This is a genomic window from Nitrospira sp., from assembly GCA_029194675.1.
GTDB lineage: Bacteria > Nitrospirota > Nitrospiria > Nitrospirales > Nitrospiraceae > Nitrospira_D.
In genome coordinates this window covers 223914-243402 of sequence record JARFXP010000001.1, presented here as the reverse complement: position 1 = coordinate 243402, position 19489 = coordinate 223914, and the positions used below count along the sequence as shown (strand labels likewise).

General features: G+C 55.7%; 19 protein-coding genes and 1 tRNA gene. 4 read left to right on the top strand and 16 right to left on the bottom strand.

Annotated features, from left to right (window positions below; genetic code table 11):
- Positions 1 to 29: 29 nt before the first annotated feature.
- The 3 genes from P0120_01120 to P0120_01110 form a co-directional block, all read right to left on the bottom strand.
- Positions 30 to 842: a DUF3047 domain-containing protein gene (locus tag P0120_01120; protein ID MDF0672929.1), complete on the bottom strand. Its 813-nt coding sequence runs from the start codon at positions 840 to 842 to the stop codon at positions 30 to 32.
- Positions 843 to 852: 10 nt separating this feature from the next.
- Positions 853 to 2406, bottom strand: a complete 1554-nt coding sequence (locus P0120_01115) for a mercuric reductase (protein MDF0672928.1) — start codon at positions 2404 to 2406, stop codon at positions 853 to 855.
- 72 nt (positions 2407 to 2478) lie between these two features.
- Positions 2479 to 3267, bottom strand: coding sequence for a TVP38/TMEM64 family protein (locus P0120_01110; protein ID MDF0672927.1), 789 nt, complete (start codon positions 3265 to 3267; stop codon positions 2479 to 2481).
- Between the two features lie 330 nt (positions 3268 to 3597).
- Here P0120_01110 and P0120_01105 point away from each other — a divergent pair, with 330 nt between their 5' ends.
- The gene (locus tag P0120_01105) at positions 3598 to 4299 is read left to right on the top strand and encodes a Crp/Fnr family transcriptional regulator (GenBank protein MDF0672926.1); all 702 of its coding nucleotides are present in this window, start codon (positions 3598 to 3600) and stop codon (positions 4297 to 4299) included.
- A 97-nt stretch (positions 4300 to 4396) separates the two neighbouring features.
- Here the strand turns inward: P0120_01105 and P0120_01100 are convergent, their stop codons facing one another.
- The 13 genes from P0120_01100 to lexA form a co-directional block, all read right to left on the bottom strand.
- Entirely contained in the window at positions 4397 to 5494 is a 1098-nt protein-coding gene (locus P0120_01100; protein MDF0672925.1) for a transporter, read from the bottom strand.
- Between the two features lie 688 nt (positions 5495 to 6182).
- Positions 6183 to 6368, bottom strand: coding sequence for a DUF2934 domain-containing protein (locus tag P0120_01095; GenBank protein ID MDF0672924.1), 186 nt, complete (start codon positions 6366 to 6368; stop codon positions 6183 to 6185).
- A 257-nt stretch (positions 6369 to 6625) separates the two neighbouring features.
- A complete protein-coding gene (locus P0120_01090) occupies positions 6626 to 7381 on the bottom strand; it encodes a TVP38/TMEM64 family protein (protein MDF0672923.1) in 756 nt (251 codons plus the stop codon).
- Positions 7382 to 7397: 16 nt separating this feature from the next.
- A complete protein-coding gene (locus P0120_01085) occupies positions 7398 to 8048 on the bottom strand; it encodes an acyloxyacyl hydrolase (GenBank protein MDF0672922.1) in 651 nt (216 codons plus the stop codon).
- Between the two features lie 189 nt (positions 8049 to 8237).
- The gene (locus P0120_01080) at positions 8238 to 8624 is read right to left on the bottom strand and encodes an NAD(P)H-hydrate epimerase (GenBank protein MDF0672921.1); all 387 of its coding nucleotides are present in this window, start codon (positions 8622 to 8624) and stop codon (positions 8238 to 8240) included.
- A 112-nt stretch (positions 8625 to 8736) separates the two neighbouring features.
- A complete protein-coding gene (locus P0120_01075) occupies positions 8737 to 9417 on the bottom strand; it encodes a tetratricopeptide repeat protein (protein MDF0672920.1) in 681 nt (226 codons plus the stop codon).
- A gap of 253 nt (positions 9418 to 9670) precedes the next feature.
- On the bottom strand, positions 9671 to 10663 hold the full coding sequence (locus P0120_01070) for a DUF3179 domain-containing protein (protein MDF0672919.1): 993 nt from the start codon (positions 10661 to 10663) through the stop codon (positions 9671 to 9673).
- 34 nt (positions 10664 to 10697) lie between these two features.
- Complete coding sequence (locus P0120_01065) at positions 10698 to 11201, bottom strand: hypothetical protein (protein ID MDF0672918.1); 504 nt, start codon at positions 11199 to 11201, stop codon at positions 10698 to 10700.
- A 10-nt stretch (positions 11202 to 11211) separates the two neighbouring features.
- Positions 11212 to 11466 (bottom strand): hypothetical protein, encoded by a 255-nt coding sequence (locus tag P0120_01060; GenBank protein MDF0672917.1) that lies wholly within the window; start codon positions 11464 to 11466, stop codon positions 11212 to 11214.
- A gap of 421 nt (positions 11467 to 11887) precedes the next feature.
- A complete protein-coding gene (locus P0120_01055; protein ID MDF0672916.1) occupies positions 11888 to 12787 on the bottom strand; it encodes a DUF72 domain-containing protein in 900 nt (299 codons plus the stop codon).
- 18 nt (positions 12788 to 12805) lie between these two features.
- Complete coding sequence (locus tag P0120_01050; protein ID MDF0672915.1) at positions 12806 to 15838, bottom strand: DNA polymerase III subunit alpha; 3033 nt, start codon at positions 15836 to 15838, stop codon at positions 12806 to 12808.
- A complete protein-coding gene (locus tag P0120_01045; protein ID MDF0672914.1) occupies positions 15839 to 17023 on the bottom strand; it encodes a hypothetical protein in 1185 nt (394 codons plus the stop codon). It lies immediately after the preceding gene.
- 19 nt (positions 17024 to 17042) lie between these two features.
- Positions 17043 to 17585: a transcriptional repressor LexA gene (gene lexA, locus P0120_01040; GenBank protein MDF0672913.1), complete on the bottom strand. Its 543-nt coding sequence runs from the start codon at positions 17583 to 17585 to the stop codon at positions 17043 to 17045.
- A gap of 177 nt (positions 17586 to 17762) precedes the next feature.
- Between lexA and P0120_01035 the strand changes: the two genes are divergently transcribed.
- From P0120_01035 to P0120_01025, 3 genes are all read left to right on the top strand, one after another.
- Positions 17763 to 17960, top strand: coding sequence for a helix-turn-helix domain-containing protein (locus P0120_01035; GenBank protein MDF0672912.1), 198 nt, complete (start codon positions 17763 to 17765; stop codon positions 17958 to 17960).
- Positions 17947 to 19068, top strand: a complete 1122-nt coding sequence (locus P0120_01030; protein MDF0672911.1) for a tyrosine-type recombinase/integrase — start codon at positions 17947 to 17949, stop codon at positions 19066 to 19068. The genes P0120_01035 and P0120_01030 overlap by 14 nt, the downstream gene beginning before the upstream one ends.
- A gap of 15 nt (positions 19069 to 19083) precedes the next feature.
- Positions 19084 to 19160, top strand: a tRNA-Arg gene (locus P0120_01025).
- Positions 19161 to 19489: the final 329 nt, after the last annotated feature.

Sequence of the window (19489 nt, the reverse complement as noted above, 5' to 3'; positions counted from 1 at the left end):
TGAGTCGCGCATGTCGGCTTTGCTTCCAATCACTGCGGTTTCTTCCTGAAGACAATATCCCCGTAGTAGGCTTCCGCCGATTCGCCGGTGTTGTCGGTATCCGTCATAATGGCAATCCCGGAAATCATTGGGGGCTCCTCTCCGAACGCGCGCTTGTAGTCTTCATAGACGTTCCGCTCTTCAGTCATCCAGGTGTTGAGCTTGGTCGGCCCGCTTTCCACCACAACCATGTGCACCTGTTCGGTGTAAGGGTTGGGTACCGCCGTTCCTACAGCCGCCCGGCTCTCCCAAATATAATTGAGGGCGCCGAGCGGCGGGTACTGCCCATAGATCAGCTTGGCGGCCTCGTACTTCGCCTTGCCGAAGAGACTCACTTTCGCACTGTCGTATTGAAAGGTGACATAGATACGGGCCGGATAATCATCGCCCTCTTTCTTGGCCACATTGCCGGCTTTCAAAATATTCGACACTTTCCACTGCCATTGGATGATGGGATACTCCTTGGGATCGATCAGAAGTTCTTTCGTGTACCCCGACGAGGAGGCCTGACTGGCGGCCTTGACGGCGATGCGATCACCGTCTCGTACCAGACTGTACGTCGTGTGTTGGGCAATTTTAGGAAACGTGAGTGGTTTCCAGCCATCCGGCCAGGGTCCACCCGGCGCGGCGGTCGAAAAGGCACCGACTTCGATGGTGGCAGGGGACCCGGCTTGCAGCCGGTTTGGAGCAGCGAGGATGATTCCGGCCAACAGGCACGACGCCAAACCGACAAGCACGGAAGAAAGAGACAGTGCCATGGGCTCAATCCTTTTCAGGTGAAGACGTGAAACATCGTTGTTCATGATGTCTCCTCTATCGGCGCATCCAGGCAAACAGTTTGATCAACAGATTCTTGGTTCGTTGTGTGAAATGCGCCTTGCGCCAGAGGTTCACTACCTTCTTGTTCACTTCAGCTTGCGTGGGATAGGGATGGATGGTTGCCGCGATCGTCTTGGCTCCGGCTCCCGCTTTCATGGCGACGGAAAATTCGCTGATCATGTCACCCGCATGCGCGGCCACGATCGTCACGCCCAGGATCTTATCCGTGCCTTTTTCGATGTGAACCCTCGCAAACCCTTCGTCTTCTCCGTCCAAGATCGCCCGGTCAACTTCATCGAGCTTATAGGTGTACGTTTCAACTTCGAGGCCTTTTTCTTGTGCCTCTTTTTCGTACATCCCGACATGGGCAATCTCCGGTTCAGTGAAGGTGCACCAGGGCATGATCAGCGATTCCACGCTGGCAGAGCCAAGGCCGAAGGGATGCGGAAACAGCGCATTTTGGATGACGATTTGCGCCATGGCATCAGCGGCATGGGTAAATTTGTAGCGTGAACAAATGTCGCCTGCTGCGAAGATCTTCGGATTCGTCGTCTGCAACCGGTCATTCACTTTGATCCCGTTCTTGTCATAATCCACTCCCGCTGCCTCCAACCCGATCCCCTCCACGTTCGGTGCTCGTCCGACTCCGACCAGAATTTCGTCGACGGTCACATCATACTGTTGGCCATGCGATCCGACGGTCAGTCGCTTGCCGTTTTCGGTCTTCCCGACTTGTAACTGTTTGCCGCAGCACAGCAGCTTCACGCCATCCCGAACCATCTGTTGCTCGACAGTGTCCGCCGCATCGCGATCCTCGTTCGGCATGATGCCATGTGCCGCTTCGACCAAGTAGACCTGGCTTCCGAAACGGGCAAACGACTGGGCCAGCTCGCAGCCGATCGGGCCTGCCCCGATCACCGCGAGGCGCTGGGGCAGTTCGGTCAATGAAAAGACAGTTTCGTTGGTCAGGTATCCGACTTCCTGTAGGCCCGGTGTGGTCGGTACTGCCGCTCGTGCGCCGGTGCAGACGGCGGCCTTCACAAAAGTCAACACACGATTGCCTGCCGGTCCTTCTACCTGGATGGTCTCGGGACCAGGAAAACGCCCGCTGCCGATGTAGATGTCCACGCCCAGTTTGGCATATCGATGAGCTGAATCGTTGTGACTGATCTGCGCGCGCAATTTTCTCATGCGCGCCATCACGGCTCCGAAGTCGTACGTCACGCCGGCAGGAATATCGAGGCCAAACTCTTTGGCACGCCGGAGATCGGCCCAGGCCCTGGCCGCTCGGATCATGCCTTTGGACGGTACGCAACCGACATTCAGGCAGTCCCCACCCATCAGATGTTTTTCGATCAGCGCGACTTTGGCTCCGAGACTTGCGGCAACGACCGCCGTAATCAGTCCCGCCGTGCCGGCGCCGATGACCACGATGTTGTAGCGACCGGTCGGCTCAGGGTTGACCCAATCGGGAGGATGCACATTGGCGACGAGTTGCCGATTGTATTCATCGCTCGGAAGCACCAACGATTGCTCGTGCTCACTCATGGCAACGGTTCCTGGAAGAGGCTTCATCATAGCGTCGCACCATTCGTTATGAGTTATGGGTTGATCGATGACCTATGTATTTTCTGCCGCTGGTTTGTTGGCCGCAAATCGTTTATAGACGACCGGTACGAGGGCAAGTAGCCCCAAGAGCACAAAGGCTCCGATCACATTCGGCGATGCGATTTCCTTCAGTGAGTTCATGGTCCCCAGTTGGTGTCCTGCATAGGCATAGACGAACGAACCAGGAATAATGCCGAGCGCGGTGGCTCCGATGTACGTTCCCGCGTTCACGCGGGTCAGGCCTGATACCAAATTGACCACAAAGAACGGAAAGAGGGGAATCAGTCGCAGGGTCAGCAGGTAGCTGAAGGCATTCTTGGCGAAGCCTTCTTGGAACGGTCTCAGCGATTGTCCGAACTTTTGCTCCACGGTGTCCCGTAACAGATACCGCGCGGTGAGAAACGCCAAGGTGGCTCCGGTCGTTGCCCCGAAATTCACGAATACCGTTCCAAGGACGGCACCGAAGACGAACCCGCCGGCGAGCGTGAGAATGACCGCACCCGGCAACGACAAGCCCGTAACGATCGCATAGGCGACAATGAAGATGCCGACCGCTGCGACATAATTCGCGTCCGAAAATGCCAGCAGATCGTCCCGATTGTCTTTCAGAGCGTCCAAGGACAAGAACCGGCCAAGATCGAAATAGAAGAACGCCCCGATGGCCAGTCCGATTATGAGAGCGATGATCACCTTGCCCGAGGGATGTGCCTTAGTAGACGTAACGGGTAACGTGCCCTGATGCAAAGGAGAAATCGGATGGGTCGTGGCATCCTGATGTCCGTCTGCGCACTGCGTTTCCATGGACTGAACTCCCTTCGTGTGGGTGCGTGGAACCAGATAGAGGTGCTGCTTCAGTTCAGGTTTTCTGGAGGCATCTCCTCTCAACATGCTTCCACGATACCTCACGTGGCGATGAGATTCTGTGAGCCAGTTCACAGTGTGTAGATAGAAGACAGCCAGGAAAAAGGCCCATAACATGCTCGATTCAAGCCTTATTCAATCCAGGTGTAGGTTGGTTTACTGTCTCGTCTCAAAAAGGCAACGCGACTGAGGGAATTTGGCATCGGAAACGACGTATTGCCTCATGGGGGATAAATCATTAGACTGTCGTTCTGAACTGGGAGTAGTCGCATGGAACAGGCTTCCTCATCCTCGAATAAGCTGTGGTACCTGAAGCACATTCGCTTGTTCGACGGTATTTCTTCGTCCGATATGCAGGAGATGGAGAAGATTACCCGTATGGAGGAAGTCAAGAAGCGACAGCCGCTCTATCTTCCCGGTGATCCGAGTAGCAGTGTGTATTTGCTGAAAAAAGGGCGAGTCAAAATTGCCAATACCGCCCCCAGCGGGAAAGAAGTCACCTTTGAGATTCTCGAGCCAGGCGAAGTCTTCGGTGAGCTGGAGGTCTTGGAAGATGCTCCCCGCTCGACCTCAGCGGAAGCGCTCGATGACACACTCATCTGCGTGATCCCGCGCAAAGACTTCGACCAGTACTTAGCGATGCATCCGAATGTGACGGTAAAACTCACCAAGCTCATCGGCCTGCGGCTCAGGAAAATCCAGAGCCGCGTCGAGGATCTCGTCTTTCGCGATGTGCCGGCCCGCTTAGCGCACCTCCTTCGTGAGGTCGGGAAGACTGATGGCGTCGTGGACAAGCAGGGGATTCGTCTGAGGGCCAAGTTGACTCATCAAGAAATGGCGAATCTGATCGGCTGCAGCCGCGAAACCGTGAGCACCATTATGGGGCAGTTTCGGGACCAAGGGCTCATCCATATGGATGGGCGAACGATCACCCTTCTGAAACCTGACGCACTTTCTCGCCTCGCGTTCTGATTCTTGTCTTCGGCCCTTCAATCAGTCGGCTTCTTGCAGGTGATGGGAACATCGTCCGTTCCCATCACCTGCAAGGATGTAGGCCCGTCGCCCACGATTAGGATCGAGGTTTCAGAAGTTGAAGCGAACGGGTGATACCAAAGATAAAACTGGTTCCCTGCGCAAGGTTGTTGTTGGCATCCCGCGCCACGGGGATTTGGGCCATAACATACATCGACGTCCCTTCTGTATATTGAGACGTGAAGAGTCGCCCGACGTCGAGTTGAAATCCTGGCGTATAGGCAAAGTAGGTGGATCCGGTATTCGGCACTCGGCGATCGAGGATACGAGGATCGATCACCGTCGGTTCTTCTCCCGCAAACGGCGCGGCCGATTGCTCTAGATTGGCCGTGACGTTGTCCTGCGTGAGATAGCGAAAGTTGAATTGATTGATCAGCACAAGCCAGGGAGTCGTGACCAGATTCACTCCCGCGTTGAATTGGTATTCGTCTCCAAATTGATACCCGTCCCGATTGCGGAAAGTATGGCGATAGCTGGCGAAGGCAAACTGGCTCAATCGATGGGGAATCAGCTCATAGGTTTGGTAAATTGAGCCGATGAGACCAACCTGGCCACGCCCCAATTGCCCAGGGGATTCCAAGATCTGCCCGGAACTATCCCGTGCCTGGGTATCCCCGGTCGGTAATTCAAGGCCGAACCCCAGGACGATATTGTGGCGAAGAGTCGGCAACACGTTGTACTTGGCGGTCAGGCGTACGTCGCCGAAGCCATTATCCGAAAAGTTGACCGGCTCGCCGGCCTCGGTCGCAGACTCACCGAGCCCATCGATGTGCAGATGCTTACGTTTGAGATAGGGCACGGTCAATTGAAGGGCAAACCGATCCGTGACGCCATAGTTGAAGTCGAGCGTATAGCTCTGTGTGATGGTTCGAACTTCCTGGTGATGATCTAGAATCAACCGTTGCCGAGCCTGATCCGCCGCCGGAATAATCCCCGTGGCGCCGCTCAGCAGCCGCATCGGAGTATAGTTGTAGATCCCACTCACCGTCAGCAGGCCTTGTTGCGGGATCTGCTGCTGGGCTCCGATGACCACGAAGCAGCTGACGGCGCCACAGGACGCGTGCGCCTCCGATGGCAAAAACAGGGGAGTGAGGGCCAGAACGAAGAGAAATGACACCTGACGGGCAAATCGCATGGTACTGCTCCTTCGATAGTCGGCTGACGTCTTCCGTCAACACAAAGACGCACCGAGAAAATGACGAGAACGCCCCATCACGACCCTCCTGGGTGGACGTGCCAAGGGCACGGAGACCACTCTATGCGAGGTCGCAATCGGGCTGATGAGGAGATGTCGCTGAAACCGATCAGGCCTCGGAGGGCGGCCCTCGGGTGAACGGGTGAGATGGCGGGACATTCCGGGTAGTGGACGCATGCAAGGAGTCGAGAGCTTCTGTACCTGCAGACTGGGCGTCGGTGAGGTGGAGCGCAGAGTCTATGGTCTGACCGGCTGCACAGAACCAGGTACAAAGTGGACTCGAATGACTATTCGAGTGATGGTTCCCGTGCTCGAACTCGTGCTCAATTAGGTGAGGACTGGCCAAAACAGTCCAGGCGAGCAGCACCCCTGCCAACAGGATCATGAGAGGCAATCGAAATGGAGCGCGCATAGATGGAGAGGTTTTTTCAGTCAACAGAACCGTATCCACGATAATGCATCATCAGCTTCTTATTGTTCCGTCCCTGTTCTACGAGAGATACAGGAAAAGAACTGTGAGGTGGATTACAGTTTGGGACCGGCCCCAACCTGTTCACACACCCGTCTATGAGCAGCTAAGAAGTGGTGCGAATATTATGTAATGCGCGATGCTCTGCGAGATTTTTCCTCAATTGTCCTGATGCCCTGATAGAACCCGCCGTTCTGCTTCCAGCCAATGCTCCACATCATGCCCATGTTCACACCCGTGCTCACAAAAGAGCTGGTAGGCGAGAGCGCGGATGTCTTCTTGCGCATTCTCACGGTCTGTCGTGGATGAGTTTCCTCTCTTGGTGTTGTTTTTCTCTTTGGTCATAACCCCTCCCCCTTTGTGTGAAATGGCCAGGACATTCCTTATTACGTGCCTTTATATCTGACTTCTCCGTCTGCCGGCTGTAAGCTGCCTCACAACCACCAAGAGATTTCACCAAGGGTATGGTCTCATGTCTGAGACGAATCAATGGTAGTAAGCGGTTAGGGAAGGCCGACAGCGGTAAGAGGTGCCGGCGATGGCGACTGAGGCGAGCACAGTCGGTCTGTCGCTTGAAGCAGGAGCCGCGAGGCGCGAAAGCTTCAGCTCAATGGTCCCCCGCACGAGGAGCAGGGGCCAGCTAGAGTCGTCTCGACAGCGCTCTCCGGGGCGGCGACCGGAGTTCCGCCTCGTATGAATTCTACCCAGCGCGTGGTCCGATATCGGACCATTAATTTCGGGATGAACAGCAACAGGGCGACCATGGCGAGGCCGAAGACGATCAGCACCCATTCTCCCGAGACCACTTGCTCACCCGCATAGGTCAGCAGAAACGTTGGACCAGTCATTCCCAACAACGTCGCCACCGCGAACGCTCGCAGGGACATGTTCGTCAGTCCTGCGCCATAACTGACAAGGTCGAACGAAAATATCGGAAGTAATCGGGATAGAAAAACAACCAGGGCCAGGTGGCGGTCCGAGCAACGTTCGCAAAACATGATGTCGATTCGAAGGAGTCTGGTCAATGCCTCTCGTCCCAGAAACCGACCGATGAGAAAACTAAGAATGGCCCCAATCTCCGCTCCAATGACCGCATACATCGTTCCCAGGGTTACCCCGTAGGTTGCTCCTGCGGCGAGGTCCAGAGGTAAACTGGGAATCGGACTGATTACCACCGCCGTGGCCATTAACAGCATGAACACGAACGGCCCGAAAGGACCGGCTGCGCGGAGTTGATCGGTTATTCCTTCAGGCTTCAGCAGTTCTCCGAGGTCAAGCCAGGATGCCATCGTGTAGGCGCCGCCAAGGACGACGAGAAGTGCTCCCAATTTCAGCCAACCGGTCCGTGTAGCTGCCATGCAGTCTCCCGTATCCTCAAAAGAATCCAGGTGTGAAGAAGGAAAGCCCAATATAGGGCAGTACCCCATTGATCCCGGTATTTCGGTCGCCGAGATTCGAATTGGAGATATGATGCAATCGCACGCCCATGGTCCAGGTGATCCGGTCCGTCACAAAATAATGCACCCCCGGGCCGGTCTCTAAGACAAATTCAAACTGCGTGCTCTGTTCCGGAATCCGCGGCGCCAGATTGGTCCAGATCATGCCTGCGCCGACATCCCAAAACGGCACCCATCGCCCGAACGAGAGAAAATTGTATTTCAGGAGGAACGACCCTCCTGCCGCTTCCGCCGCAAACGGTTGGGTAAATCTGGCGAACACCGGTTGAACCAAGAATTCGACATTGCCCTGCCACCAGCCGGTTCCCAGGGGATCAGTCAGGACCATCCCGAGACGCGGTATCACAAAGACAGCGCTCCGGTTCGCGGAAGGGCCGTTCCCAACCACCGTCGTGCCCTGTGCGTAGCCCAGCGCCCCACTGAGTTCGACCGTGCCTTTGGTCATCACATTGCGCGCTTCGAAGGAGGATTGAGCTACGGCCCCACTGCTTTCGATCCAGAGTACTACGATCGCGAGTGTCGATAGTGATAAAAAGATGCCGATTTGTGGCCGCTCATTTTTCAGCATTTCGAAGCTCCTTGTACAGCCACATGGTGGCTCGCGTCATTCAACGCTGCCTTTCTTCGCATGACTATTCTCACCTACTTTTGACCCCTCATTGGAGGATGGCATGTTACAGCGCATTCATGCCGAGGTCTGTGACGTGCCTTACAGAACAGGTGTAGCCAGGATTGAGCCGCTTCCAGCGGGGGCGAGTTACGACCGGCAGATCAACGAAACCCAGAAACCCTTTGCGAACGGATTGACATAGGACAAGCTCAGACGGCGATAGGTCTGCAGGGGAATGCCGATGTCAGCCAGGAAAAGCTGTCCGGTGTGTTCGGGCAGCAGTCCGGTCTTGGAGGGCGCCAGCGTCATGGTCCAACGAGGCTGGGTGGAGTCTCCGGGCCTGTGACCGGTTGTGGAGTCCAATCCCGACGGAACATCGAGTGCCAGAATCGGCGCTTCTGTGCCATTCGCCCACTGAATCAATTCAGCGACCGGACTCTTGGTGGCGGAACGGAATCCGTACCCGATCAGGCCGTTGAGGATCAGATCGACCGGTTCCGCGCTCAAGGAGCGCTGTATCGACTTCTTTGCCATGTGTGGACCGGAAGATGTGCCGCTGAAAAATCGTAGGCTGTTCGTTGAAACGACATTCGCTATACCTGCGACCGCGCACCCATGATCAGAATAAGAATTCCCCAGGCTCGTATCATTCATATACCGCCGTTTCGGCAGAGATCGTCTGTCGCGTCTCCAGGAGATGCAAAATTGCAGCAGCACCCCTCAATGACGCTGCGTTCCAACGGCGAACGAGCCGAAGATAATTCACGTCCCCATAGCTGGAATCCAAGCGAATCGCCTGGCGGTATTTTTGGAGCCCCTTGTCGACGGAGCCAGAGGAGAAGCATCCAAGCCCCAGGCCGGCCCAGGCACTGGCGATGGAAGCATCCTGGCTCACGGCGGTCTGCCATTGCTCGATGGCAGACTCCAATTCCCCGCGCTCGAACAAGGCAAAGCCGAGATTGCTCTTGGCTACGACATTATTGGGATTCAACCGGATGGCGTTGGAGAACTCTCCGATGGCACCAACGGAATTCCCTTGGGCCTGCAGGACCATCCCCAAATTATTATGTGGGGCGGGGATTTCTGGATCGAGTCGAATCGCCGTGCGAAGCTCCTCGGCGGCTCGCGTGAGATCTCCCATCAAGAACAGCAGCGCCCCCAGTTTGTTATGCAAGTTGGCTACTTCGTATATGCCGTAGGTGATGTTTGTCTCTCCACGCTGAATCACGAGTTGGTCGGTGCTTGATACGTCCGAACTGGTCGCGCATCCGACTCTGATGAGAGACAGCCCCGCGAGCGCTGACGCGACAACGTGAAGGTTCAGCATATCGAACTCCTATCGGTTACGGCCTGAAGAGGCCAGGTTTGTTCGAGTTGCTCAATAATCGCGGATTCTGCAGTGGACACAATGGCTCTCGTTCTGTGTCATTTCGACCAACGGAAAAATCAGTTCTGCACTCCCGTTTCCAAATTTCTCACTCCGTTCGAAATGACAAAGGACATATGGCTGATCGTCTGATTTCTCAACGGGGTGATGCCTGGTGTCTGCCTTGGATGTCGTTTCGGCAGAGCTTCACTCCTCAAGGAGGAGTAAACACCTGTGTGTCCGGGTGAAACGCGTACCATGCGAACCAGAAGGCCATCACGGTGGGGATCGGCTTCCCCTGTTCGTCAATCACCGAAGCACTGCGGGACTGTGCGTTGAAGCGCACGGTTATCCGCCGCCCGTTCACCTGGTCGGCCACGGGTGACGGCATTTTCCTTAGCTCAACAAACGGATACGCTTTGGCCGCACCGTCGATCTCGATTCCCAACACCCATTCCTTGGGGTGGTAGCGTGAATCGACATGGGTGGTGTCGAAAAATAGCTCGGAGTTTTCGCCATATCCTGCGTACGGATCGCGATCGTAGTCTCGGACCGAGCCGGTTCGGGTCGAGAGGACGACTGTCGAAGGATGGGTGGTGCGCCATTCCCCCCACGTCGTATGTTCCAGGACAATCGGCGAGAGCTTCTTTCCAGTCAGCGGGCCTGCAACCGCGTGCATGCCGACTTGTGACCAGAGGCTCTCCGTCTGATGGTCGTACATGAGCAGATCGCTCTGGTAGAGCAGGCCGGAGACACCGAAGGTATGTTGCCGCCCCTGTGCCTCAGCCTCGAAGGCCATGCCGGTACCGCAGAGTGGGCAATACGTGACGACGACGGCCTTCCCGTCGATCGTGTCGTTGACGATTTCATGCCAATTGAGAATCTTGATCGGGTAGGCCTTGGCTTCTGTGCCGGCTTGGAGTCCCAGAACTCGATTCTCATCGCGGAGAAACGTTGCCTCTTGAGCCGAGACGAAGTGTGGCCTTAGGATGGCCGGTATCCCGTCCTTCCCTGGTCCTCCGTCAACGAGCTGATCCAGTGGAACGCTGTGGCGTGTCAGATCGAAGGAGGTGGTCGGGATCTTTCTGAATCCAAGCCAGGCGGCGAGAATCAGTACGGCGCCCCCGGTGAGAAGCAAGACCCAGCGCCACTGTGGAGAGGTGAGGCGCAGCCACCAAGTATTCGTTAGGGACGAAGTTTCTCTCATCAGTGCCCCACTATCTATCACTCAAACACATGACTCATTTCGGTCGTCTCGGCGTATGAAGAGTGGGCACAACAGTCATTCCGGATGTTGATATTGACGGGGTGACGACCGGCGCAACGTCGGACAGATAGCACTCGAAAGCGTGAATCATTCGAATGATCGATTCAATGATCTCGCATCGTCTTGGGCCCACAGGACTCAGCCGGAAGGCATGCGGGAATGCGGCAATCTGGTACGTGCCACTCTCGTTCGTGGTGATGGCCAACGCCACGATTTGCCTGGTTTGAGCGTCAAGGGCTTCAAGACCGACCTCGTCCCTGAAGAGTTCCCAAGTCGCCTCGAGACAGGCTGGCTTTCTCTCCAGCCCGGCAAACAAGTTGGGCACGAACGTAGTTCCCAATGTCTCGGTAATCTCTCTCAAGACCGTCTGTGCGGTCAGGTAGCGCGAGCGTTCAGCATTGTATTGGGCGCGCTCAGCGTGTTCGGTCGTTCTGTCCTGTACCGTAGTCTGCGTCACATGAAGAGGTACATCGATCATGGTTGACCCTTCACTGGTCTCGCTGGTTCGACTCGGTTACCTTTCGGAGCAACCACTCTTTGCTCGGCATACCTGTCGCCACGGTCTGGCCATTGATGAGCACAACTGGCAAAACTGAAAAGCCCAGTCTTTCAATATCTTGGTCTGTGAGCGGATGAACTGTCACGGTCCAGCTTGGATACACTGCCTCAACGTCCTTCGCGAGTAACCGTATCGATTGCCGTGACAGGCAACTGTTATGGAAGTAGAAGTCGACTTGCCGCATGAGGGCAGCATAGGCCTGTCAGGTTAATGGAATCTGTAAGCTGGATGACAAGGCAGAAATAGCTGCTTAGATTAGAAGGTGGGGACATCCCGTGCCGTTGAAACTCGAATAGAGAGGGGGCGGTGAGTGACCATTCACTGGTCACACGAGCCTACCAGACAGGCGAAAGAGCAACGACGACAAGGAAGGGCAAGCCGAGCCTATCCTACGACTGGTCAGTTTGCTTCACGAGAATCCGACGCATCTAGATACTAACCCTACGTGTTCCATGCGTGTGCTCTTGAGAGCAGAATTGGCCCTAATTCCCCTCAAGTGGAATGAACTAAGCTGAACCCGTAAAACAGCGAAACTTTGCTGCTGAGAGGTGTTTTGCTGTTCTGGAAAGGGTTTAAGTGAAGGTCTCGGAGAGGATTGCAAACCCTCACAGCGGCGCGTCCTGCAGCGCACTCCATAGGGCTTGAATCGTTAGCGGCGCATTCCCCTCGCTGCGGTTGTTGACCAAGACATACGCCTGTCGCTTATCTCCCACTGCATTCTTCAGCAGCTCCACGGTGTCTCGCCGCATCTCTGGAAGCTCTTCCACTATCCTCGTGTACGGCTCGGCTCGTTTCTTCGCCGCCTCATACGTCATCTTCAAGGGAGTCAATAAGCGCAGCATGGAAAATGGTGCAGTATAGCGTTCCATCCGTTTGTGTTGCTCTGCCAACGAGGGCATATAGGACCAATGATTGTAGACATGGGCCACGCCATGACGGGCTAAGGTGTCTCGATACTCAGGACCGAGTAATCCTGCGTTACGGATCTCGACGGCGTACTTGAACTCTTTCGGGAGTTGAGCAAAAAAGTGGTCTAGTCGGGTACAGAACTCATCGGTAGACATGCCATGCCGCTGGAATTCAAACACAAAGGGGCCGGTATGCGGCTCAAACCTCGCTTCGCGATACGGTGTCAATACCAAATCATTAAACAGCTTCGCATCGAGAAACCGTGGATTCGGTTGTCCGGCCTTCACGCCATAGCGTGGTTGCTTGGCCCACATGGGAACCGTGATCTCTTCCCAGACTTTGAAACACATCTCAAAGTCTTCGGGTATCTGATTGAGATAGTGTCGCAGTTGGTTGGCTGTCGGTGGACGGTAGAACGTGGAATCATTGCCAACCGTGCGAAAGCAAGGTTCACCATTATAGAGATACTGGCAATACTCACCGAGGCATTCCCGTGCGAACGTCGTCTTGGCGTACTTCTTGAGGTAGACCTGACTCTGCCAACCTTCGTATGCCCAGGTGGAGGTTCCGAACCGAATCAGGGGTGAGAGGGGCATGGAGCGGAAGTGTACTGTCTACACGCTTAGCTCCTCAAGAGGCTCACTCGGTGTAGGGATTCCACCGGTGGTCAGGAGTTGTAGTGTTTTCACGCTAACCGTGAAGGTCGAAAAATGCTCTTCGACCAAGCCCATTACCACATAGGCTTGGTTTGTTGCGAGCAAATGACAGTATTGCCGGTAAGTGGTGGGAAACACAGTGGCGTCATACATCCCGGTCTGATCCTCCAGAGTCATGAACTCCATCGGGTCACCCTTCTTCGTCGACACAATCTTTTCCGTGATGAGCCAACCGATGAGGGTTACCACCTCGCCGACATGGAACGCAAGGTCTTTGGCGAGAATGTGCGGGATGGAGGTGTTGACTTCATGGAAAAGGTCCAGCGGATGACAGTGGAGTGGAAAGCCGAAGAGGGTAAGTTCATGATGCAGCTTTTTCGGGGCCGAATACTCGCTAGGGATCGGAATGAAGCTCGGTGGCTTGGTCGCCTGTGCGGCAAAGACACGCCAAAGAAGAGCCGGTCTCGTGAGCTCACCGGCGATCGAATCGAAACACCCAGCCTTGATGAGCAACTTTGCTTGGCTGTAATCAGGCTTTATCCGACAGAGGAAATCTGATAACGAGCAATATGAACCATGCTGATCTCGCTCCGCAATGATCCGCTTGGCGAGGTCTTCTTGCAGGCCTTTGATCTGCATGAACCCGACCCGAACCGCCTTGCCTGATCCAGTGTAGGCCCAGGTACTGGCATTGATGTCAGGCGGAAGGATGGTCAGTCCCATGCGTCTCCCTTCAGACAGATAGGCGAAGGCCGAATAGTACCCGCCTTGATTGCTCACGACGGCGGCAACGAATTCGGCAGGGTAGTGGGCTCGCAGGTAGGCCGATTTGAAACTCACTTGCGCATAGCTCGCACTGTGCGGCTTACAGAAGCTATAGCCGGCAAAGCTCATGATCATGGTCCAGATGGCATCGATCACGCGACGTTCCACACCACGTGCCATGGCTCCCTGATAGAACTGGCATTGATAGTCTCGCAGTTGCCGTTCCTTGTGCTTCTTGCTCAACACCTTCCGAAGCTGATCGCCGTCTTCCACCGAGAATCCACCCAGAGCCACCGCGACCTTCATGACATCTTCTTGGTAGACCATGATGCCGTGTGTTTCAGAGAGAATCTCATCAAGGATGGGATGTGGAGAGGTGTAGTGCTCGCCGTGAGCGCGTCGAATGAAGTCTTCGGTGAACGTATTCGCCGCCGGACGAATCAGGGAGGACACGACAACAAGATATTCAAAGACATCCGCAACGGCTCGTCGCTCTGGAGGCATCCCTCCCCAGAGCTTCTTGAGTAACAGCCTGGTCGCGGGAGACTCCACATAAAAGCAGCCCATCGTCTCACCGCGCCGAATTAGATCATTGCTGGCCGGATCAGTGATCGGATCCCAGGTCGCATAGTCGATCACATGTCCCGTATTCCGGGCGACGGCTGCGATGGCGTCACGGATGACGGCGAGCGAGCGATTGCCGAGGAGGTCGATCTTGACCAATCCAGCCTCTTCTGCCTGGTCCTTCTCCCATTGAATCACCGGCAAGTTGGAGGCGGAGATCTCCACCGGGACATAGCGCCGGATTTCATCCGGAACCAACACGACGCCACCGGGGTGGAGTCCCAGATTTCGGAAGTGCCCGTCCAACTGTGTCGACCAGTAGAGGATCTCCGGCCAGGGATTTCTCAAGTTCAACGCCCTGCAGACATCCCGCGCCCAGTCTTGCACGGTCTTGCCTGGTTGCACCTCGACGAAGTCGGCTCGACGCTGGAGAAAGTTCAACGCCTTGCCGATCTCAGCGGCTGGCAGGCCATAGACCTTTGCAATCTCGCGTAAGGCGGCACGGGTAGCTAGCGTGTTCTGATTCGCCACCATCGCGGCATGCTGATGTCCATACTGCTTGAATACCCATTCCAGAATGGCCGGCCGTTCGTCCCAAGGGAAGTCCACGTCGATGTCAGGTGGATCGTGACGGCCAGGATTGAGAAACCGTTCGAACAAGAGGTTATGTCGAATGGGATCCACATGCGTGATGCCCAGACAATAGGACACGATCGAGGCCGCAGCCGAGCCACGGCCACACGTTCTCGGCGCTTGGCGGACAATTTCATCCACCACGAGAAAGTAGTCGGCGTAGCCCTTGTCACGGATCACCGTGAGTTCCTTTTCGACCCGCTGTCGGATTGTCGGAGACAAAGTCCCATAGCGCCAGATGGCGCCTTCGTAGGTCTTGCGGTGCAGCGTCTCAAAGGCGGTATCCGAGGACAGCTGACGGAAGGAGGGAAAGATGGTCTGTTTGAAGTCCCAGTCGGTGTGGCACTGTTGGGCAATCTGTCGCGTGTTGGTGATAGCTTCCGGAACATGTGGTAGATGTCGCGCAAGCACCGATTCAGGCATGAGCCACTGAGAGGGGAGGGCACAATGATCGGCCTTGAGACGTGAGAGCGTCGTGTTCTCCGCAATAGCGCGTAGCAGCCGATGGGCCTGATAGTCTGCCGGCTGGATGAACGCCGCGCGAGTGGTGGCCACTGGCGGCAGTCTGAGTCGGCGGCTCAACGCGACCGCATCTTGGAGAGCTGGCCCTGGCGTGAGCTCGACGTAGAGATCGTCTGCTGACTCCGCCTGCCAAGCGGCCAACGCAATAGGATCATCGGACAACATCACCAGTCCGCTTCGATGTTGCGCAACGGTCTTGATGACATCAAAGGACGCATCACAGTGACGAGCCGACAGAATCCGACAAAGATTGCCGTACCCTGTAACGGTCTTTGCGAGGAGCACGGCCCGGTGCTGACCGGAGACGAGCTCCGCGCCCAAGATCGGCTTGAGTCCATGCTCGCGCGCGACATCGAGAAAGCGGATCGCGCCGTAGAGCCCGTTTGTATCCGTAAGGGCGAGAAAGTCCTGTCCTTGCTGTTTGACTGTCTGACAGAGGGCCTCCACTGTCGGGACGCCCCACATCAGAGAATAAGATGAATGTGTGTGAAGCTGGACGAAGGCCACTCAGCTACTCCTGCCATACCGAATGACCTGCTCACCAAACCGGGCATGCAGGGTGTCCAGGGCGACAGACAGTTTCTTCGCTCGGTCCTGTTTGCGCTGCTCATCAAGTGGTCGAGCATCGAACAGCACGCCTTGCTCGGCATAGCCGGTGAGACCCGCCATGCTCAGGATCATGGCTCGCAAGCGAATCCGCCGACGCATGCATTTCTGAAAGAGTGAGAGCACCACCTGTGACAGGTCACATTCCCAGCAGGTCTCGGGAGTGACACGCTCGTGTTTCGTGACTTCGAGGTGATCGCTGTACCGGATCGTGAGGGACAGACGGCCACAGACACGACGCTGACTCCGCAGCGTCCGGCAGAGCCGTTGCAGCGCATTGAGCAATTGACCGGTCAGCACGGGATCATCGATTTCATCTGGATCGAGGAGGACCGTCTCTTCGAGATGAGGCTGACTCGCCGGCGGCGACACCGGCAATGAATCGATCCCTTGTGCCCAGCGAGAGAGCTGGCTCGCATAATCCCCTAACGCGACCTCTAGGGCATCAAGAGGATTCTCCGCCACGTCGCCAAGTGTGTCGAGGTTCAGGTCATCCAGCCTGGTCAACACCTGCCGCATGCAGGGTCGCTGCAAGTCTGGGAGGGTACGTACCGAGAGCGGGGCCATGAAGACCGGCTCAGACCCAGGCCGAACATCGTATAGTTCAGAGGGTTGAATCAGCATCGCCGCGGTCTGTGCCACGAGCTTGTTGCTGCCCACGCCGGCGACCCCGTCCAGCCGATACTGAGCGAGAATTTCGTGCTGGACCTTCGCTGCCACATCATATGCTGGTCCGAAGAGTCGTCCAGTCCCAGTCAGATCCATCACGAAGGAACCGGGCTGAACCGGTTCCCAGACCGGAGCATAGCGTCTCACGACCTGAAGCAGCGATTCCTCCGCCGTGCGGACGCGAGCAGGGTTTGGCGAGAGGACGTGCAGGGATGGACAGACCCGTCGCGCTTGCTCGACGGACATGCCTATCCCAAGGCCAGCACCTTCGGCTTCGGATGAGATTTCACACAGGATGGCACGGGACGTATTTAACGGAGCGATGGCCAGTGGTTGAGTTGAGAAGCTGGGATCATGCAGCCGCGCGACGGCGATTTCAAAGGCAGGAATTCCGAAGCAGACAATCTGGCGATCCATAGTGCCAACAGCCGAGGCCTCACTTTCGGAGATGGCGGATGACGCCGACGACGATGCCTTCGATTTGGAAGCTGTCCGACGGCTTAATGATGATGGGCTGCATGGCGTCATTGGCCGGATGGAGTTCCACCGTGCCCGCCTTACGGTAATACGTCTTGATTGTCGCCTCGCCATTCACCAGGGCAATGACGGTCTGCCCATTGCGGGCCGTGGCTTGCTTCTGGACCACGACAATGTCACCCGAGAAGATGCCTTCATTCTGCATGGATGTGCCTTTGACCCGAAGGGCGAAGGTCTCGCCACGCCCGACCATGCTTTTCGGTACCTCGACTCGTTCCATCTGAGGAATCGGTTCGATAGGCGCCCCTGCCGCGACAACACCGGCCAGCTGAATCTGGGAGGAGCTGAGTTGCATCAGGGCCAGTTCGACGGTGGTGGGGATCGGCACGATCTTCTGCTCGTACCGATTGATAGTCTGCCGCGTCACATTGAGGGTCTGCGCAAGGGTGTCTTGAGTCAACCCGAGAACGGTCCGCACCTGTTTGAGTTCATGAGGCTGCATGTAACAAAATGTTACATGGCTTATGAAGCGCTGTCAACTGTCTTCCCCCTACCTTTTCGGTATGGTCATAAATTCTGAACCCTCTCATAAGTGCCACTCCGGAGAGTTGTGTAGGTACGTCGATCAGTTCGATCGACCAAATGTGTCGTGCATGAGGAAGAGGGCTGTTGAAGCGCCATGAATAACCTTTTGACAATGGATGAGGCCGCGAAGTATTTAGGCATATCCAAATTGACCCTGTACGGATGGGTCTCTGCGAGGAAACTGGGGTACGTCAAAATCGGACGGCTGGTGAAGTTCAAGCAAGCTCAGCTGGACGCCTGGATCGATCAGCACACGATCACACCACGGAGAGACAGCCATGGGACTCACTAAGCGGCGCGATAGTTACTATGTGGAATTTCCAGTGATCGAAAGTGCGGACGGAAAATCGTTGGTCCTCGCGAGTGGTGTGCCTGGTGCCCGTTGGAAACGCTGGAAGGTGGGGTGTCTCAATAAGACTGTTGCCAAGGAGATGGAAGCCACCATCAGGACACGACTCCTCCTCGGCCACGAGAAGACCGAACAAGCCAAACCGATCCTCTTCAGAGAATGGGCGAAGGCTTACCTGGAGCTGGAAACCGTTCGAGGACTTCGTTCCTTCGTGGGCCGATCCCATAGCATCAACACCCATCTCATACCCTTCTTCGGTCATCGGATCCTCTCTGAGATCAGACCGGAAGACATAGAAGCCTTCCGCAGCCAAAGAAAAAAGCCAAACGGCAAAAGGGCCAGCACTCAGACCATCAACCATGATCACATCGCCCTGAAGCATTGCTTGAATGTGGCCATCAAGCGAGGACTACTCCAGGCTAACCCTGCTTCACGGGTAACCATACCCAACCCACAGAACGAGCGGGACCGAGTTTTGACCGAGGACGAATGGAGCCGGTTACATCACTCTGCAAAGCCACACCTCCGCCCGGTGCTGTTGACCGCCTATCAACTCGGCCAACGGTTCGGGGAGATTGTGTCTCTGACGTGGGACCGTGTTGATCTCCGTCGGGGATTCATCACCCTTCGAAGTCAAGACACGAAGACCAAAACCGGGAGGCGTATTCCCATGACCGCAGACGTTCGATCAACTCTCCAACGCTTGGCCAAAATTCGCCGTCTGACCAACAACCACGTGTTCACCTACAAGGGCCGACCGCTTCAACGTATCAGCCGATCCTTCAGGACCGCGTTGAGAGATGCCGGAATAACTGACTTTAGATTCCATGATCTCCGTCATTGTGCATCGACAAACCTACGACGCGCCGGTGTTGATACAGCAACCGCGATGAAGATCGTGGGGCACAAGTCTGAGAAGATGTGGAAGCGATACAACTCAATCGAAGAGAAAGACTTGACGGATGCTGCTGTGAAGGTGCAAAAGTACCTTGACGTTAACACCCTAATAACACCAAGCGACATGGCCGTTGAGGGTCATTCCTCCAAGTAGTTGAAATATTTGAGTGCGCCCGTAGCTCAGTCGGATAGAGCATCAGCCTTCTAAGCTGAGGGTCGCTGGTTCGATTCCAGCCGGGCGCACCAAACCGCACTTCGTGCGTACCGCGTGCTATTCATGGTTTTATCGTGATTATTGCACGCGGATAAACACCTCCAGTGACGAGAGGGTTCTAATTCTGCTTGCTCGACCCGGAGCCTATTCTTCTATTATGGCGACGGGATAAACCCCTCCAGCGCTTGATTCTATGCTTGATCGAGCCGAATCCTGTTCCCTAGCAACGACCCGGCTGTTTCTATCAGGAGGTCATAATCCTTAGTAAATTGCATGGCCTGGCCGGGATCTCCCAGTAGACATTCTGCGCTCGCGTCCCCTATAGTTTGAACATGATGTGATCTTCTTTTTGTCTTTGAAG

Excerpts from the sequence above, each read along its gene's own strand:
- P0120_01120 (MDF0672929.1), bottom strand. The coding sequence starts at position 842 with ATGAACAACGATGTTTCACGTCTTCACCTGAAAAGGATTGAGCCCATG.
- lexA (MDF0672913.1), bottom strand. The coding sequence starts at position 17,585 with ATGCAGCCTCATGAACTCAAACAGGTGCGGACCGTTCTCGGGTTGACT.
- P0120_01090 (MDF0672923.1), bottom strand. The coding sequence starts at position 7,381 with ATGGCAGCTACACGGACCGGTTGGCTGAAATTGGGAGCACTTCTCGTC.
- P0120_01080 (MDF0672921.1), bottom strand. The coding sequence starts at position 8,624 with ATGGCAAAGAAGTCGATACAGCGCTCCTTGAGCGCGGAACCGGTCGAT.
- P0120_01060 (MDF0672917.1), bottom strand. The coding sequence starts at position 11,466 with ATGCGGCAAGTCGACTTCTACTTCCATAACAGTTGCCTGTCACGGCAA.
- P0120_01075 (MDF0672920.1), bottom strand. The coding sequence starts at position 9,417 with ATGCTGAACCTTCACGTTGTCGCGTCAGCGCTCGCGGGGCTGTCTCTC.
- P0120_01055 (MDF0672916.1), bottom strand. The coding sequence starts at position 12,787 with ATGCCCCTCTCACCCCTGATTCGGTTCGGAACCTCCACCTGGGCATAC.
- P0120_01070 (MDF0672919.1), bottom strand. The coding sequence starts at position 10,663 with ATGAGAGAAACTTCGTCCCTAACGAATACTTGGTGGCTGCGCCTCACC.
- P0120_01095 (MDF0672924.1), bottom strand. The coding sequence starts at position 6,368 with ATGACCAAAGAGAAAAACAACACCAAGAGAGGAAACTCATCCACGACA.
- P0120_01030 (MDF0672911.1), top strand. The coding sequence starts at position 17,947 with ATGGGACTCACTAAGCGGCGCGATAGTTACTATGTGGAATTTCCAGTG.
- P0120_01100 (MDF0672925.1), bottom strand. The coding sequence starts at position 5,494 with ATGCGATTTGCCCGTCAGGTGTCATTTCTCTTCGTTCTGGCCCTCACT.
- P0120_01110 (MDF0672927.1), bottom strand. The coding sequence starts at position 3,267 with ATGGAAACGCAGTGCGCAGACGGACATCAGGATGCCACGACCCATCCG.
- P0120_01085 (MDF0672922.1), bottom strand. The coding sequence starts at position 8,048 with ATGCTGAAAAATGAGCGGCCACAAATCGGCATCTTTTTATCACTATCG.
- P0120_01065 (MDF0672918.1), bottom strand. The coding sequence starts at position 11,201 with ATGATCGATGTACCTCTTCATGTGACGCAGACTACGGTACAGGACAGA.
- P0120_01105 (MDF0672926.1), top strand. The coding sequence starts at position 3,598 with ATGGAACAGGCTTCCTCATCCTCGAATAAGCTGTGGTACCTGAAGCAC.
- P0120_01115 (MDF0672928.1), bottom strand. The coding sequence starts at position 2,406 with ATGAGTGAGCACGAGCAATCGTTGGTGCTTCCGAGCGATGAATACAAT.
- P0120_01045 (MDF0672914.1), bottom strand. The coding sequence starts at position 17,023 with ATGGATCGCCAGATTGTCTGCTTCGGAATTCCTGCCTTTGAAATCGCC.
- P0120_01035 (MDF0672912.1), top strand. The coding sequence starts at position 17,763 with ATGAATAACCTTTTGACAATGGATGAGGCCGCGAAGTATTTAGGCATA.